General features: G+C 59.5%; 9 protein-coding genes. 5 read left to right on the top strand and 4 right to left on the bottom strand.

Annotation, left to right across the window (positions count from 1 at the left end; all coding sequences use genetic code 11):
- Positions 1-61: 61 nt before the first annotated feature.
- Positions 62-3,547 (bottom strand): carbamoyl-phosphate synthase large subunit, encoded by a 3,486-nt coding sequence (gene carB / locus N7578_RS19045; protein WP_311111797.1) that lies wholly within the window; start codon positions 3,545-3,547, stop codon positions 62-64.
- Positions 3,548-3,817: 270 nt separating this feature from the next.
- On the opposite strand from carB, the gene N7578_RS19040 reads away from it, so the two are divergent.
- Positions 3,818-4,741, top strand: a complete 924-nt coding sequence (locus tag N7578_RS19040; RefSeq protein ID WP_311111796.1) for a neutral zinc metallopeptidase — start codon at positions 3,818-3,820, stop codon at positions 4,739-4,741.
- Positions 4,742-4,782: 41 nt separating this feature from the next.
- Here N7578_RS19040 and N7578_RS19035 read toward each other — a convergent pair whose 3' ends face one another.
- Both N7578_RS19035 and N7578_RS19030 read right to left on the bottom strand, forming a co-directional pair.
- Positions 4,783-5,262, bottom strand: coding sequence for a DUF2938 domain-containing protein (locus N7578_RS19035; protein WP_311111795.1), 480 nt, complete (start codon positions 5,260-5,262; stop codon positions 4,783-4,785).
- 138 nt (positions 5,263-5,400) lie between these two features.
- The gene (locus tag N7578_RS19030; protein ID WP_311111794.1) at positions 5,401-7,491 is read right to left on the bottom strand and encodes a methyl-accepting chemotaxis protein; all 2,091 of its coding nucleotides are present in this window, start codon (positions 7,489-7,491) and stop codon (positions 5,401-5,403) included.
- Positions 7,492-7,817: 326 nt separating this feature from the next.
- On the opposite strand from N7578_RS19030, the gene N7578_RS19025 reads away from it, so the two are divergent.
- Positions 7,818-9,215 carry an MATE family efflux transporter gene (locus tag N7578_RS19025; protein ID WP_311111793.1) on the top strand — a complete coding sequence of 466 codons (1,398 nt, stop codon included), beginning with the start codon at positions 7,818-7,820 and terminating at the stop codon, positions 9,213-9,215.
- A gap of 55 nt (positions 9,216-9,270) precedes the next feature.
- Here N7578_RS19025 and carA read toward each other — a convergent pair whose 3' ends face one another.
- Positions 9,271-10,476 carry a glutamine-hydrolyzing carbamoyl-phosphate synthase small subunit gene (carA, locus tag N7578_RS19020; protein WP_311111792.1) on the bottom strand — a complete coding sequence of 402 codons (1,206 nt, stop codon included), beginning with the start codon at positions 10,474-10,476 and terminating at the stop codon, positions 9,271-9,273.
- A gap of 324 nt (positions 10,477-10,800) precedes the next feature.
- Here carA and N7578_RS19015 point away from each other — a divergent pair, with 324 nt between their 5' ends.
- From N7578_RS19015 to rpoD, 3 genes are all read left to right on the top strand, one after another.
- Positions 10,801-11,253, top strand: coding sequence for a GatB/YqeY domain-containing protein (locus N7578_RS19015; protein ID WP_311111791.1), 453 nt, complete (start codon positions 10,801-10,803; stop codon positions 11,251-11,253).
- A gap of 383 nt (positions 11,254-11,636) precedes the next feature.
- On the top strand, positions 11,637-13,628 hold the full coding sequence (dnaG, locus tag N7578_RS19010) for a DNA primase (protein ID WP_311111790.1): 1,992 nt from the start codon (positions 11,637-11,639) through the stop codon (positions 13,626-13,628).
- A 393-nt stretch (positions 13,629-14,021) separates the two neighbouring features.
- Positions 14,022-16,076 (top strand): RNA polymerase sigma factor RpoD, encoded by a 2,055-nt coding sequence (rpoD, locus tag N7578_RS19005; RefSeq protein ID WP_311111789.1) that lies wholly within the window; start codon positions 14,022-14,024, stop codon positions 16,074-16,076.
- The last annotated feature ends 61 nt before the right edge of the window (positions 16,077-16,137 follow it).

The following is a 16,137-nucleotide window of genomic DNA, read 5'->3' as shown; positions in this document are numbered from 1 at the left end:
AATCCGGGCAAAAGAAAACCGGCCAGCATCGCTGCTAGCCGGTCACTTATAGCATAACGGATCAGAAGTAGCTTTGCAGCGGCTTAACTTCCAGATTGCCGGCCTTCAGTGCCTTGATGGCGAGAGCAGCTGCTTCCGCGCCAGCCATCGTGGTGTAGTACGGCACCTTCTGCATCAGCGTCGCGCGGCGCAACGACTTCGAGTCCGAAATCGCCTTGTTGCTGTCGGTGGTGTTGATGACCAGCTGGACCTGACGGTTGCGGATGGCGTCCTCGATGTGCGGACGGCCTTCCTGAACCTTGTTGATCTTCTCGGCGTTGATGCCCTGTTCCGCAAGGAAACGTTGCGTGCCGCCGGTTGCCAGAACCTTGAAACCGGCCTCGACCAGAATGCGGATGGCGGGCAGAACTCCTTCCTTGTCCTGATCGCGAACGGAGACGAACACCGCGCCGGAACGCGGCAGGTCGACGCCCGCGCCGAGCTGCGACTTGGCAAACGCCAGTGCGAAATCGGTGTCAAGGCCGATGACCTCACCGGTCGAGCGCATCTCCGGTCCGAGCAGGATGTCGACGCCTGGGAAGCGTGCGAACGGGAAGACGGCTTCCTTGACCGCGATATGCTTCAGGTTGCGCGGGTCGGGCTTCTCGCCATAGGCGGCAATCGCCGGATCGAGCTTCTCGCCAGCCATGACTCGGGCGGCGATCTTGGCAATCGGCGCGCCGATGGTCTTGGCCACGAATGGCACGGTACGCGAGGCGCGCGGGTTGACTTCCAGAACGTAGATCGTGCCGTCCTTGATGGCGTACTGAACGTTCATCAGGCCGCCGACATTGAGCGCCTTTGCGAGCGCTGTCGTCTGGCGTTCCAGTTCGTCGAGCACTTCCTTGCTGAGCGAACGGGCCGGCAACGAGCAGGCCGAGTCGCCAGAGTGGATGCCGGCTTCCTCGATGTGTTCCATGATGCCCGATACGAAGACGCTTTCGCCATCGCACAGCGCATCGACGTCCACTTCGACGGCGTTGGTCAGGTAGCTGTCGAACAGAAGCGGGTTCTTGCCGAGCAGGGTGTTGATCTGGCCGGTCTTGTCGTTCGGGTAACGCTGCTTGATGTCTTCCGGCACGAGGCCCGGAACGGTATCCAGCAGGTAGGTCTGGAGCTGGCCTTCCGAATGGATGATCTGCATGGCGCGGCCACCCAGAACGTAGGACGGACGAACCACCAGCGGGAAGCCGATTTCGGAGGCAACGAGGCGGGCCTGCTCGACGGAATAGGCGATGCCGTTGTTCGGCTGCGCAAGGTCGAGCTTCATCAGAAGCTTCTGGAAGCGGTCGCGGTCTTCGGCAAGGTCGATCATGTCAGGCGCGGTGCCGAGGATCGGGATACCGTTCTTTTCCAGCGCTTCCGCGAGCTTCAGCGGGGTCTGGCCGCCGAACTGCACGATGACGCCGACGAGTTCGCCCTTTTCCTGCTCCGCGCGCATGATTTCGATCACGTCTTCCGCGGTCAGCGGCTCGAAATACAGGCGGTCGGAGGTGTCGTAATCGGTCGACACGGTTTCCGGGTTGCAGTTGATCATGATGGCTTCGAAGCCCGCATCCTTCAGCGCGAAGGCTGCATGGCAGCAGCAATAGTCAAACTCGATGCCCTGGCCGATACGGTTCGGGCCGCCGCCGAGAATGACGACCTTCTTCCGGTCCGAAACCTGCGCTTCCGAGCGGGCAGCACCGACGAACGGGATTTCGTAGGTCGAATACATATAGGCGGTCGGCGAGGCGAATTCGGCGGCGCAGGTGTCGATGCGCTTGAACACCGGGCGGACGTTCAGGCTGTTGCGCAGTTCGGCAACTTCCTTCGGACGCTTGCTGGTCAGGCTTGCAAGGCGGGCATCGGAGAAGCCCATGGCCTTCAGCATGCGCAGGTTTTCGGCGTCGGTCGGCAGGCCGTGCTCGCGGATGCGCGCTTCCATGTCGACGATCGCCTTGAACTGGGCGATGAACCATGGATCGATCTTCGAGTTTTCGTGCACTTCCTCTTCTGACATGCCCATACGCAGCGCCTGTGCGACCATGCGCAGACGGTCCGGCGTCGGCGTGCCGATGGCGGCGCGGATGGCGTTCTTGGAACCTTCGCCTTCCTCGTAGCCGGGGATTTCGATTTCATCGAGACCCGTCAGGCCGGTTTCCATGCCGCGTAGCGCCTTCTGCAGCGATTCTGCGAAGGTACGGCCAATCGCCATGACTTCACCGACCGACTTCATGGCCGTAGTCAGGATCGGAGATGCGCCGGGGAACTTCTCGAAGGCGAAGCGCGGGATCTTCGTCACCACGTAGTCGATGGACGGCTCGAAGGAGGCGGGGGTCGCGCCGCCGGTGATGTCGTTTTCCAGCTCGTCCAGTGTGTAACCGATGGCGAGCTTTGCCGCGACCTTGGCAATAGGGAAGCCCGTGGCCTTGGAGGCTAGCGCGGAAGAACGCGACACGCGCGGGTTCATTTCAATGACGACGAGGCGGCCGTCCTTCGGGTTCACGGCGAACTGAACGTTCGAGCCGCCGGTTTCCACGCCGATCTCGCGCAGCACCGCGATCGAGGCGTTGCGCATGATCTGGTATTCCTTGTCCGTCAGGGTGAGGGCAGGAGCTACCGTGATGGAGTCGCCGGTGTGGACGCCCATCGGATCGATGTTTTCAATCGAGCAGATGATGATGCAGTTGTCCGCCTTGTCGCGGACCACTTCCATTTCGTATTCCTTCCAGCCGAGAACGGACTCTTCGACCAAAACTTCGGTCGTCGGAGAGGCGTCGAGGCCGCCGGACACGATATCGAAGAATTCCGAGCGGTTGTAGGCAATGCCGCCGCCGGTGCCGCCGAGCGTGAAGGACGGGCGGATAATGGCCGGCAGGCCGACGTGATCGATCGCCTGCGCGGCAATCGCCATGGCGTGTGCCATGTAGCGCTGCTTGCGATCCGTCTCGCCGAGGTTCCATTGGTTTTCCAGCTCGTCCAGCGCCTTGTCCAGCTCTGCGCCGGAAAGCTTGCCCTTCAGTTCGGCACGAGCTGCTTCATGCTTCTTGCGATCGGCGTCCTTGATCTCGGTGGCGTTGGCCAGCATGGAGCGCGGGGTTTCGAGGCCGATGCGCGCCATAGCTTCGCGGAACAGGGCGCGGTCTTCGGCCATGTCGATGGCTTCTGGCTTCGCGCCGATCATTTCGACGTTGTAGCGGTCGAGGACGCCCATGCGCTTCAGGGACAGTGCGGTGTTGAGAGCCGTCTGGCCGCCCATGGTCGGGAGAAGCGCGTCCGGGCGCTCCTTGGCGATGATCTTGGCGACGACTTCCGGCGTGATCGGCTCGACGTAGGTGGCGTCGGCAAGGCCCGGGTCGGTCATGATCGTTGCCGGGTTGGAGTTGACGAGGATGACGCGGTAGCCTTCCTCCTTCAGCGCTTTACAAGCCTGTGTGCCGGAATAGTCGAATTCGCATGCCTGACCGATGACGATCGGTCCTGCGCCAATAATGAGGATGGATTTAATATCTTGGCGCTTTGGCATGGCTCTCCGCTTTCGTGTTGCGCAAAAATCGGCCACGGTGAGAGATCACCGGCCGGGGCGCGCAATTCCAATCATTTCAGGCTAGAAGCGGCTTATAGGCAAATGTCTTCACGAACGGAACCCCATAAATTCGTGAATCGACAGAAACTCTACGTGCCCTGGCAATTGGGCCGGCAAACCGGCTTTCTCTTCTGCTGCCTTCCGGAACAAGATGTATTATAGTGCCGTTATTGGGCAGATCAGGAAAGCGGGCTTCGCCGGGAGAAAAGCATGGAATGGAGAGGGCGCCGTCAGTCGGACAACATTGAGGACCGGCGTGGCATGTCGGCCGGGCCGGGTGGTGGCGGGCGTGACCCGTTCGGGCGTGGTGGGTTGCGTGTGCCGGTAGGGCGGCGCGGCGGCGGTATCGGGATCGGCGGTATTCTGCTGATTCTGATCATAAGCTGGGTGTTGGGAATCAACCCCCTGACGCTGCTTTCCGGTGGTGACATTTCGCTTGACGGTGGTGGGACCACTACGAGTCAGCAGTCAGGTACGCGGCCGCAGGGCCAGTCTTCCGATGAAACGACGGCGTTCGTCCGCACGGTGCTTGCCGAAACCGAAGATACATGGAGCGGCATTTTCCAGTCCGCCGGGGAAACCTACCAGAAGCCGACGCTCGTTCTGTTTTCCGGACAGGTATCGTCTGCCTGCGGTTATGCATCCGCGGCAAGCGGCCCGTTTTATTGCCCGACCGACCGCAAGGTCTATCTCGATACGAGTTTCTTCCGTGAGCTGGATCAGCGGTTCGGCGCATCCGGTGATTTCGCGCAGGCTTATGTGATCGCGCATGAAGTCGGCCATCATATCCAGAACCTGACCGGCGTTCTGCCGGAGTTCAACCGCCGCCGCCAGTCGATGAGCCAGACGGATGCCAATCGTATGTCGGTGCGGGTGGAGCTTCAGGCCGATTGCTATGCGGGCATCTGGGGCAAGTTCACCGACCAGAAGGGCATCCTGGAAGCTGGCGACCTGGAGGAGGCGTTGAACGCGGCCCATCAGATCGGCGATGATACCCTGCAGAAGCAGACGCAGGGTTACGTGGTGCCTGACAGCTTCAACCACGGTACGTCCGCCCAGCGTGCGGAATGGTTCAAGCGCGGCTTCCAGAGCGGGCGCGTCGAGGATTGCGACACGTTCTCCGCCAACATCTGACAGGAGACAATGAAAAGGGGCCTTTCGGCCCCTTTGTTCTTTCAGCGTATCAGCAGCGCCACGCCATACATGCCAAGCGCGAAGATCGTATGTGCCACGAGGTTCAGAAACCGCACCTTGTTGGGATTGGGCGTCTTGGATGCCGCCCAACCGATCCCCAGACCAGGCTGAAGCAGGAACCAGCCCGCGCCGACGGTCACGATGCCGACGATCCATGGCTGGATGAACGAGGGATCCTGAAACCATGCGGCTGGAACGACCAATGCCAGAATGATGCCGTAGAGAATGCCGACCGCGTAGTGCGATATCCAGCCGAGCGTGAGTTCGTTTTCGTAAGGCGCTGCATTGGCGATGCTGTCGTGAAAAACCGTGCCTTTCGGCAGGTGCCAGAACCAGCGGCCAACGGGCGCCCAGTTCGGCGCGGGCTGGCCGAAAACCCTGTGCAGAACGATCGCCCAGATATCCATGAACACGGTTCCGCCGATGCCCATCGCGACACCGCGCCACAACAAGTCCGACATTTTTTCCCTCCGTGAAATTTCCCAGGCTCATGTCTACAGGACTGATCGCGGAACAGAAGAGGGTTTTCCTGAACGCGCCTCAAATAAAAATAGCCGGATCGCTCCGGCCACTTTTATTCTCTCTGTTGTGCGCTTCGGTTATGCCGCGCGGCCGTATTCGGACCGGTGCCGCTCCGCTGCGGCCAGTCTGAACTGCGCCAGCAGTTCGTTAAGCGCGGCTGCCTCGGTTGCCAGCCCGTGGCTTGCCGCCGTCTGCTCCTCGACCATGGCCGCGTTCTGCTGGGTGCCCTGATCGATGGTGTTGATGGCGGTGTTGATTTCCTGAAGGCCGGTCGACTGTTCACGCGAGGCGGTAACGATCGCTGAGATATGCTTGTTGATTTCCTGCACTTCGCGAACGATGGTTTCCAGCGCCTTGCCCGCATTGCCGACGAGCGCCACACCGGACTGAACCTGCGTTGTCGAGGCGTTGATGAGCGTCTTGATTTCCTTCGCGGCATTGGCAGACCGCTGTGCCAGTTCGCGCACTTCCTGTGCCACGACGGCAAAACCCTTGCCGGCCTCACCCGCACGCGCGGCTTCGACACCGGCGTTCAGCGCCAGAAGGTTCGTCTGGAAGGCAATGTCATCGATGACACCGATGATCTTGGAGATTTCCGACGACGAGCTTTCGATGCCTTCCATGGCGCGAACGGCATCTTCAACGATGACACCGGATTGTTCGGCATTGGTGCGGGCGCGAGCGACGAGCTTGCCGACCTCTTCAGCGCGATGGGCGGAATCCTTGACCGTGGTGGTGATTTCCTCCAGTGCCGCAGCGGTCTGTTCGACCGAAGCTGCCTGCTGTTCGGTACGGCGGGCCAGATCGTCCGCCGACTGGCGGATTTCGCTTGCGCCGGCATCGATGGCGCGTGCGTTCTGGCCAACGGTCGTCAGGGCAACGTTCAGTTTTGCAACCGAATTGTTGAAGTCGTCACGAAGGCGGTCAATACGCGCAACAAACGGTGTCTGGATGCGATAATTGAGGTCGCCTTCCGACAGGTGCGCAAGGCCCGTTGCCAGCGCGTCAACCGCAAACTGGATGTCCTGCGCATCCTTTGCCGCCGATCTCTCACGTTCGTTCCGTTCCTGCTCGGACAGATGACGCGTATGTTCGGCGTCATCCTCAAGGCGGAGACGTTCGAGCGCATTGGTCCGGAACACGGCGACGGCCGCGGCCATCGAACCGATCTGGTCCGTGCGCTCCTGTCCGGGAATCGCGGCATTGAGATTACCCGCGGCCAATCCTTCCATGGCGCTGGTCATCTGCGTGACGGGATGGATGACGATCCTGCTCAGAAGCGTTGCCAGGAGGCCAATCATGACGATGACGGCGAGGATGGTGGCCACGGTTGCAGCAAGGCGGAATTCGCCGATCGCGCTGTAGGCGACATCTGAGTCGACCACGAAGCCAAGGTACCAGTCGACGGATGGCAGGCCGGACACGGGGATGAAGCTGATGATCTTGCCCTTGCCGTCGATTTCCGTTTCGGAAATGGCCGAGGAAATGGCGGGTGCGTTCGTCTTGAAAAGATCGGTCATCGGCTTGTCGACGAACTTCGCATCCGGATGGATGAGGATCTTGCCATCCTTGCTGACAAGGAAGGCGTAGCCATCGGTGCCTGCATCGACCGACTTGATCATCTTGACGAGCGTGTCGAGGGAGAAGTCGCTGGCGGTGACGCCGGAAAGCGTGCCGTTCACGCTGACGGGGACAGCTGCGGTAATGATGAGGCCGCCTGTCGAGGCATCGGCGTAAGGTTCGGTCAGGACAGGCTTGCCAGCCTTGACTGCTTCCAGATACCACGGGCGCTTGCGCGGGTCATAGCCTTCCGGGAGCTGCTGCAGCGGCCATGTGGTGAACTTTCCGTTCGAGGCGTCTCCGAAGTAGGTGGACATGAATTGTCCGACCAGCACATCGTTCTGCAGGAACTGCAGTTTCGCGTTGTCATCGGGAACCTTGCCCATGGTTTTTGCGACGGTATCCGTCAGCATGACGCGACCGTTCAGCCAGTTGGCGATGCCTTGGGCGGCTTCCTTGCCCGAGGATTCGATGTTTTCGGCCACGGAATTGGTCGTGACCCTGCGCTGCAGGGCATCGATGTAGGTGGAGAAGCCGACGAAGGCGGCGATGACGAGAAGCGATGCAGCGAGCAGAATACGCGTCATCAGATTGGTTTTTTTTGACAAGCTACACGTCCTTGGGAGGGCGGATGCGCCCGGCCGGGCGCTTCTCGACGTATTGAGGAGACATGCCTGAACGGCCGGAACATTCTGCATCATGCAGCGCACGCCCAATGGGTTTAAGCGATGTTAAAATCGATAAGCTAGATTTAGTAACATTCGGTTAAATTTGACTATTCGCAAACGCGCCGGAAACCGATCAAGAATTTTGCTGATTTGCATAAATTTTAATCGTTGATTGCCCTGCTTGCTTCACGGAAGCGAATATTTTATTCGTCAACGTCTGATCGCTTGCCAAATTGTGGCATGGCTTACCAATCGGGTGAATTTAAATGTCTTCGTCGGTCATGACAGGGCCCGCTCCTGCTGGAACGGGTTCGTGGTTCTCGCATTTTCAGGCTACGCTTGCGCTCGGGATCCCGCTTATCGGCGCCCAGCTCGCGCAGCTTGGCATTCATACAACCGATATGGTCATTGTCGGCCAGCTTGGTGCGGAAAAACTGGCGGCCATGGTGCTTGCCGGCCAGTTCTATTTTGTGGTCTTCATTTTCGGTTCCGGCTTTTCGGTGGCTGTGGTACCCATGGTGGCGCAGGCCTACGGTCAGGGTGATGCGACGGCTGCGCGCCGTTCGCTGCGCATGGGCATGTGGGTCGCCATCGTCTACTGGCTGCTTGCGCTTCCGATCTTCTTCAATGCCGAGAACATCCTGATTGCTCTCGGGCAAAATCCGGCCGTCGCCGAACTGACGGGACACTATCTTGCCATCGCGCAGTTCGCTCTGCTGCCAGCCCTGCTTTTCTACGTTCTGCGCGGACTTGTCAGCGCCATCGGCCGCGCGGGCATCATTCTTTACGTCACCATCATCATGCTGGTGATGAACGGTTTTCTTGCCTATGCGCTGGTACTTGGCCATTTCGGCCTGCCGGCGATGGGCATGAATGGTGCAGCGGTCGTCGCGGTGATCGTCAACGCGTTCAGCTTCGTCTTCATCGTCGCATACGTGCAGACACGCGAAGAGACACGGAAATACGAACTGTTCGTGCGCTTCTGGCGGCCTGACTGGCATGCCCTGTGGGAAGTGCTGCGCCTCGGGCTGCCTATCAGCATCACCATTCTTGCCGAAGTGACGCTGTTTGCCGCTGCGTCGATCCTGATGGGGCAGATCGGTACCGTCGAGCTTGCTGCCCACGGTATTGCGCTTCAGCTTGCGTCCATCGCCTTCATGATCCCGCTCGGGCTTTCGCAGGCGGCGACAGTTCGGATCGGCATCGCGCACGGACAGCGGGATTTTACCGGCCTCGTCCGTGCGGCCGTTACCGTCTATCTCATCGCCTGCATCATCGCGATCTGCGGCGGTATCCTGTTTGCCGTTGCACCGCAGTTTCTGGCAAAATGGTTCCTTGATGCGAAGTTGCCCGAAGCGACGGAAGTGCTTGCCTATGCCAGCGGTCTGGTGGTGATTGCCGGTGTGTTCCAGCTGGTCGATGGCATTCAGGCGGTTGCGGCCGGGCTGCTGCGTGGTCTGAAAGATGCGCGCATTCCAGCGATGCTGGCGCTTGTGTCCTATTGGCCGATTGGTCTGGCGCTTGCCTGGATCATGGCCTTTCCGCTCGGTCTTGGCGGCCGGGGTATCTGGTTCGGCTTCCTGATAGGGCTTTCGACGGCCGCGGTTCTGCTGACGGTACGCTTTGTCCTGCTGGTGAAGCGTGAGATGAAAAAGGCCCAATAAAAAAACGGCGGGGATTGCCCCGCCGTTTCCGATTTCGTGATGTGACCGATCCGGATCAGCGCTCTGCGAGTGCCGGTTCGCCTTTCTTCTCGCGCAGCAGATTGACGAAGCGGCGGAAGAGGTAGTGGCTGTCCTGCGGGCCAGGCGATGCTTCCGGGTGATGCTGGACCGAGAAGACCGGCTTGCCGGTGATGCGCAGGCCGCAATTGGTTCCATCGAACAGCGAAACGTGAGTCTCCTCGACGCCTTCCGGCAGCGACTTCGTGTCGACCGCGAAACCATGGTTCATGGACACGATCTCCACCTTGCCGGTGGTGTAATCCTTGACCGGGTGGTTCGCGCCGTGGTGGCCCTGATGCATCTTTTCGGTTTTGGCGCCAACGGCGAGGCCGAGCATCTGATGGCCGAGGCAGATGCCGAACACCGGAAGGTCCGTCTTGATGAGGTTCTGAATGACCGGCACGGCGTATTCGCCGGTCGCGGCCGGGTCGCCGGGACCGTTGGAAAGGAACACGCCATCGGGTTTCAGCGCCAGAATGTCTTCCGCAGACGTCTGGGCCGGAACGACCGTGACCTTGCAGTCAAGACCGGCGAAGAGGCGCAGGATGTTGCGCTTCACACCGAAATCGACGCAGACGACGTGATACTTGGCGTCGGCATCGCCGAGCGTACCGTAACCCTTGTTCCACACCCACGGGGTTTCGGTCCAGGTAGACGACTGGCCCGAGGTTGCCTCGATGGCGAGGTCAAGGCCGACCAGACCGCTCCATGCCTTGGCTTCGGCCTTGAGCGCCTCGATATCGAAAACGCCGTTCGGGTCATGGGCGATGACGGCGTTCGGGGCGCCATTTTCGCGGATCCATGCCGTCAGGGCGCGTGTGTCGATGCCGCAGAGACCGATAACGCCGCGGGCCTTCAGCCACGCGTCAAGGTGCTTGGCAGCACGGAAGTTCGACGGGTCGGTGATATCGGCCTTGAAGATGACGCCGACAGCGCCGCGACGGGCGGCGGGCGTCAGATCTTCAATGTCTTCGTCATTCGTACCGACATTGCCGATATGCGGGAAGGTGAAGGTGACGATCTGGCCGAGGTAGGACGGATCGGTCAGGATTTCCTCGTAGCCAGTCAGTGCGGTATTGAAGCAGACTTCGGCCTGCACCTTGCCAGTCGCGCCGATGCCGGTTCCCTCGATCACTGTGCCATCGGCAAGAACAAGCATTGCGGTGGGTTTGCGGGTTGTCCAGGGAGCTGTCTCGGTCATCTCGTTCCGTTTCTGCCGCTTCTCATCCCGCCTCTTGAAAGGCAGGGGGAAAGGGGCCATTTTTTGGTCGCAGGCAAGGGCGCGCGAAAACCTCGCGTTTCAACCCTTCGTTAAATTCTCGTGCAGGTGCCGGAAAATAACGAAAGGAGCCCAACCGGTCAACTGCGGGTGCGCGATTTACCTGGATTTAAACCCTCGTGTTTTCAAGGCTTTACGCAATTGATTTGCGAGAGTGTGCCTGCTCGTTTATGTCGTTCAAAAAAATAAGGCGCAAAGTTTATGCGTCACAGGGCGCAAAACGTGCTTTCCCAAGGAGAAGAAGAAATGATGCGCGACACGTTCGCAGAAGCTTTGAAGGTCGCTCTGAAGGCTCGTGATTCCAGACGTACGTCCACCGTGCGGCTGATCCAGACAGCGATCAAGGACCGTGACATCGCCAATCGCGGCTTGGGCAAGGATCCCGTGAGCGATGACGAAATCATGCAGATCCTGACCAAGATGGTCAAGCAGCGCGAAGAATCGGCCAATATCTATGAGGGTGCCGGTCGCGCTGAACTCGCTGCTCAGGAGCGCGAGGAAATCGTCATCATCAAGGAATTCATGCCGGAAGAAATCCCGGCCGAGAAGGTGCGTGAACTGTGTCAGGCCGTGATCTCGGAAACCGGTGCTTCCGGTCTGCGCGACATGGGCAAATGCATGAACGCGCTGAAAGAGCGCTACCCGGGTCAGATCGACTTTGCGAAGGCCTCCGGCGTCGTCAAGGACCTCCTGAAGTAACGCATTCTCTTTCGGTAAACGATAAAGGCAGGGCAGATGTGGTCTGCCCTGCCTTTTTTCTGCTGGCGAGGATGCGCTGCGGCGGATCGAAAGCGCATGGTCGCAGGCGATTTTTTTGTGGGGGGACATGCCTGCACCCGCCAGCAGCCATCTTTGTAAACGCTGCCTGTAGGTGGTGTTTTACAATCGCGCAGATGCACACTCAAATTACAAAAACATAATTTTTGGTGATCTTGCATCGCCACGAAATTGGCGGAACGCGATGGATGGGGGAAGCGGTTCGCGCCGCTGCCACCTGTGAATATCGGGTATTGTTCGCGTTAGGGTTTGGTGTTGCGGCCTTTGTGCGCTTATATGAAAGACTGGCCTCGAACAGGTAACCCATGCGCTTTTCCAATTCTTTTCTCGATGAGATCCGCGACCGCGTGCACATCTCCGATGTGATCGGCCGTCGTGTGTCCTGGGACAAGAAGAAGACCAATACGTCCCGTGGCGACTACTGGGCGTGCTGCCCGTTCCATGGCGAGAAGAGCCCGAGCTTCCATTGCGAGGATCGCAAGGGGCGTTACCATTGCTTCGGCTGCGGCGTTTCCGGCGATCATTTCCGGTTCCTGACGGACCTCGAAGGCTTGAGTTTTCCAGAGGCCGTTCAGCAGATTGCCGACATGGCCGGCATTGCCATGCCTCAGCCCGACCCGCAGGCGGAACGGCGCGAGCGTGAGCGTACCTCGTTGCAAGACGTCATGGAAATGGCGACGCTGTTCTTTCAGGATCAGCTTCAGACAGCTGCGGGCGCTCGGGCGCGTGCCTATTTGCGTGATCGCGGCCTGACGGGGCGTACCATCGAGACGTTCCGGCTGGGTTATGCGCCGGAAAGCCGTAATGCATTGAAGGAGCATCTTGCCAGCAAGGGCGTTCCGAAGGAGCAGATCGAGGCCTGCGGTCTCGTCATTCATGAAAATGTGCCGGTATCCTATGACCGGTTCCGCGACCGCATCATGTTTCCGATCCTGTCGTCGCGGGAAAAGGTCATCGCTTTCGGTGGGCGTGCCATGGCGGCGGATGCTGTGGCGAAGTATCTCAATTCGAATGAAACCGAACTCTTCCACAAGGGCAACGTCCTTTACAATTTTGCGCGCGCGCGCCGGGCCTCGCAGGCGGCCGGGGGAACGGTGATTGCCGTCGAAGGTTATATGGACGTCATCGCGCTCTATCAGGCAGGTGTCGAAAACGCGGTTGCGCCGCTTGGCACCGCTCTGACGGAAAACCAGCTCGACCTGCTGTGGAAGATGTCGTCGCAGCCCATCCTGTGCTTTGACGGCGACGGCGCCGGTATCCGGGCTGCAAACCGTGCGGCCGATCTGGCGCTGCCGCATATCAGGCCGGATCGTTCCGTCAGCTTCGCGTTGTTGCCCGATGGCAAGGATCCTGACGATCTGGTGAAGCTGGAGGGCCGTGCGCCCTTTGATCGGGTGCTTTCCGAAGCCAAGCCGCTGGCGGCGATGATCTGGAACCGCGAAACCTCGTCCGTTACCTTCGATACGCCGGAAAAACGTGCGCAGCTTGAAAGCCGCCTGCGGCAGATCGTTGCCGTTATCGCCGATGAGACGGTGCGCCGCTTTTATCAGCAGGACATGCGGGACCGGCTGAACGGGTTTTTCCAGCCGCGTTTCCAGCAGGGTGGCAATGCGGCCAACACGTTCCGCCGAAACGGTGGTGCGGGCGGTTCCGGTCGCGGTTTCCAGCGCGGCGGTCAGTCAGGCAGAGGCGGGGCGATGTCTGCTGCCTCCAGCACGATTTCCGACCGGCTGGCGCAGTCCGGCCTGGTCAAGGGCTACCAGACCAAGCCTTCGCTGCGCGAAAGCGTTCTTGCCATCACCATCGTCAACCATCCGGAACTGCTGCTGGAGGAGTATGACGAGATCGCAGCCATCGATTACGAGAACCGCGATCTGCAGCGGCTGTGGTCGGCGGTGCTGACCTATGCGGCCGAGAGTGCGGCGGATATATCGCGGGCAGGGCTGGTGGAGCGGTTGGGCCAGCAGGAGTTCGAGCCGCTTCTGAAGGCCATGGACCAGCAGGTACGCAACGCGCGGCTTTGGACGGCGACGGAAAAGGCGGCGCTGGAAGATGCCCGCGAGGGCTATGTGCAGGCACTTTCCCTGCACAAGCGCACCAAGTCGCTGCTCTGGCAGAAGCGTGAACTGGAGCGCGAAATCGCCGACGCGACCGATAATGAGCGCGGCACGCTTCTCGTGCGCGCGCTTGCGGAAGTGCAGCTTGAAATTGGTCGCATGGAGAACCAGGAAGCGATCATCGACGGGTTCGGCGTCATGTCGGGCAGGGTGAAGGGGCCAGCCTTCGGACATGGTTGAACGGTGGCGCCATCGAATTGAAAGTGCAAGTGGGGTTGCCTTTTGCTGCAGGCATCCTAAATAGGGGATAGTCTGGTGATAACCCGCAAAAGCGGCATTTTTTAAGATTTTCCTTGTCTGTCTTGTCTTCAAAGACTTGACGGGGCGAGAAATAGCGGGAATCACCGTTTCAGGAAAATAAGGTGGATTGGGCCTTGGTGGATCGAAATTGCATGAGCAAGCATTTCAGGATGCACTGTCTTTGCATTCCGCCAGCGGCTGCCGTGGTTAATCGGCAATTAAAGATCACTCCGTTAGGTGTTTGACAATGATTCGCGGCATACAGCCGGATGCTTCAGGGCAGACGGCGCGGCGGCGAAGCAGGTGTTAGCGTCAGGGAAAGCGACGAGATAGATGGCAACCAAAGTCAAAGAAAACGAAGAAGCAGAAAACGAACGCGACGGTGCGACGGACGGTCCGCTTCTCGATCTTTCGGATGACGCGGTCAAGAAGATGATTAAGGCCGCCAAGAAGCGCGGCTATGTGACCATGGACGAGTTGAACTCCGTCCTTCCCTCGGAAGAGGTGACGTCCGAGCAGATCGAAGACACCATGGCCATGTTGTCCGACATGGGCATCAACGTCATCGAGGATGAGGAAGCGGAAGAAGCTGGCAGCAACGACAGCGACGACGATTCCGACAGTGACGATTCCGAAGGCGGCGAACTGGCGCCTTCCGGCGGCACCGCGCTTGCGACGACCAAGAAGAAAGAACCGACCGACCGCACCGACGACCCGGTACGCATGTATCTGCGCGAAATGGGTTCGGTGGAGCTTCTGTCGCGCGAAGGCGAAATCGCCATCGCAAAGCGCATCGAGGCCGGCCGCGAGACGATGATATCGGGCCTGTGCGAAAGCCCGCTGACGTTCCAGGCGCTGATCATCTGGCGCGACGAACTGAACGAAGGCACGACGCTTCTGCGCGAGATCATCGATCTCGAAACGACCTATTCCGGTCCGGAAGCCAAGGCTGCGCCGCAGTTCCAGAGTCCGGAAAAGATCGAAGCCGACCGCAAGGCTGCCGAAGAGAAGGAAAAGACACGCAAGTTGCGTGCGCCGTCCGGTGATGAGGACGTGACTGACGTCGGTGGGGACGGTCTTCCGCCGGAAGAGGAAGAAGAGGACGACGACGAGTCGAACCTTTCGCTCGCTGCGATGGAAGCCGAACTGCGTCCGCAGGTCATGGAAACGCTCGATACCATTGCGGATACCTACAAGAAGCTGCGCAAGCTTCAGGATCAGCAGGTCGAGGCGCGTCTTGCCTGCACGGGTACGCTGTCTTCCGGTCAGGAGCGTCGCTACAAGGAACTGAAGGATCAGCTGATCACGGCGGTCAAGTCGCTGTCGCTGAACCAGAACCGTATCGACTCGCTTGTCGAGCAGCTTTACGACATTTCCAAGCGTCTGATGCAGAACGAAGGCCGTCTGCTGCGTCTGGCCGAATCCTACGGCGTCAAGCGCGACAGCTTCCTCGAGCAGTACCACGGTGCCGAACTCGATCCGAACTGGATGAAGTCGATTGCCAATCTCGCTGCTCGCGGCTGGAAGGAATTCGCCCGCGAGGAAAGCAACACGATCCGGGAAATCCGTCAGGAAATTCAGAACCTCTCGACCGAAACCGGCATTTCCATCGCCGAATTCCGTCGCATCGTTTCCATGGTGCAGAAGGGCGAACGTGAAGCCCGTATCGCCAAGAAGGAAATGGTCGAGGCCAACCTGCGTCTCGTGATCTCGATTGCCAAGAAATACACCAACCGTGGTCTGCAGTTCCTCGATCTCATTCAGGAAGGCAACATCGGTCTGATGAAGGCCGTCGACAAGTTCGAGTATCGTCGCGGTTACAAGTTCTCGACCTACGCGACATGGTGGATCAGACAGGCGATCACCCGTTCGATTGCCGACCAGGCCCGCACGATCCGTATCCCGGTGCACATGATCGAAACGATCAACAAGATCGTTCGTACCTCGCGCCAGATGCTGCACGAGATCGGTCGCGAGCCGACGCCGGAAGAACTGGCCGAAAAGCTCGCAATGCCGCTCGAAAAGGTCCGCAAGGTCCTGAAGATCGCCAAGGAGCCGATCTCGCTCGAAACGCCTGTGGGTGACGAAGAGGATTCGCATCTCGGTGACTTCATCGAGGACAAGAATGCGCTTCTGCCGATCGACGCCGCCATTCAGGCGAACCTGCGTGAGACGACGACCCGCGTTCTAGCATCGTTGACGCCGCGCGAAGAGCGCGTGCTGCGCATGCGCTTCGGTATCGGCATGAACACCGACCATACGCTCGAAGAAGTCGGCCAGCAGTTCTCGGTTACCCGCGAACGTATCCGTCAGATCGAGGCGAAGGCGTTGCGTAAGCTGAAGCATCCGAGCCGCTCGCGCAAGCTGCGGTCGTTCCTCGACAGCTAAGCGTTTCGCTTCCCGTGAAATTGAACCCGGTCAGAGTGTCTGGCCGGGTTTTTTGTTTCGC

The organism is Agrobacterium tumefaciens (genome assembly GCF_031801495.1).
Classification (GTDB): Bacteria; Pseudomonadota; Alphaproteobacteria; order Rhizobiales; family Rhizobiaceae; genus Agrobacterium; species Agrobacterium tumefaciens_K.
The sequence above is the reverse complement of the archived record's forward strand: the minus strand, read 5'-3'. Positions and strand labels throughout refer to the sequence as shown.

Coding starts and splice junctions, on each gene's coding strand:
- N7578_RS19015 (WP_311111791.1), top strand. CDS start 10,801: ATGATGCGCGACACGTTCGCAGAAGCTTTGAAGGTCGCTCTGAAGGCT.
- N7578_RS19025 (WP_311111793.1), top strand. CDS start 7,818: ATGTCTTCGTCGGTCATGACAGGGCCCGCTCCTGCTGGAACGGGTTCG.
- N7578_RS19035 (WP_311111795.1), bottom strand. CDS start 5,262: ATGTCGGACTTGTTGTGGCGCGGTGTCGCGATGGGCATCGGCGGAACC.
- carA (WP_311111792.1), bottom strand. CDS start 10,476: ATGACCGAGACAGCTCCCTGGACAACCCGCAAACCCACCGCAATGCTT.
- dnaG (WP_311111790.1), top strand. CDS start 11,637: ATGCGCTTTTCCAATTCTTTTCTCGATGAGATCCGCGACCGCGTGCAC.
- carB (WP_311111797.1), bottom strand. CDS start 3,547: ATGCCAAAGCGCCAAGATATTAAATCCATCCTCATTATTGGCGCAGGA.
- rpoD (WP_311111789.1), top strand. CDS start 14,022: ATGGCAACCAAAGTCAAAGAAAACGAAGAAGCAGAAAACGAACGCGAC.
- N7578_RS19040 (WP_311111796.1), top strand. CDS start 3,818: ATGGAATGGAGAGGGCGCCGTCAGTCGGACAACATTGAGGACCGGCGT.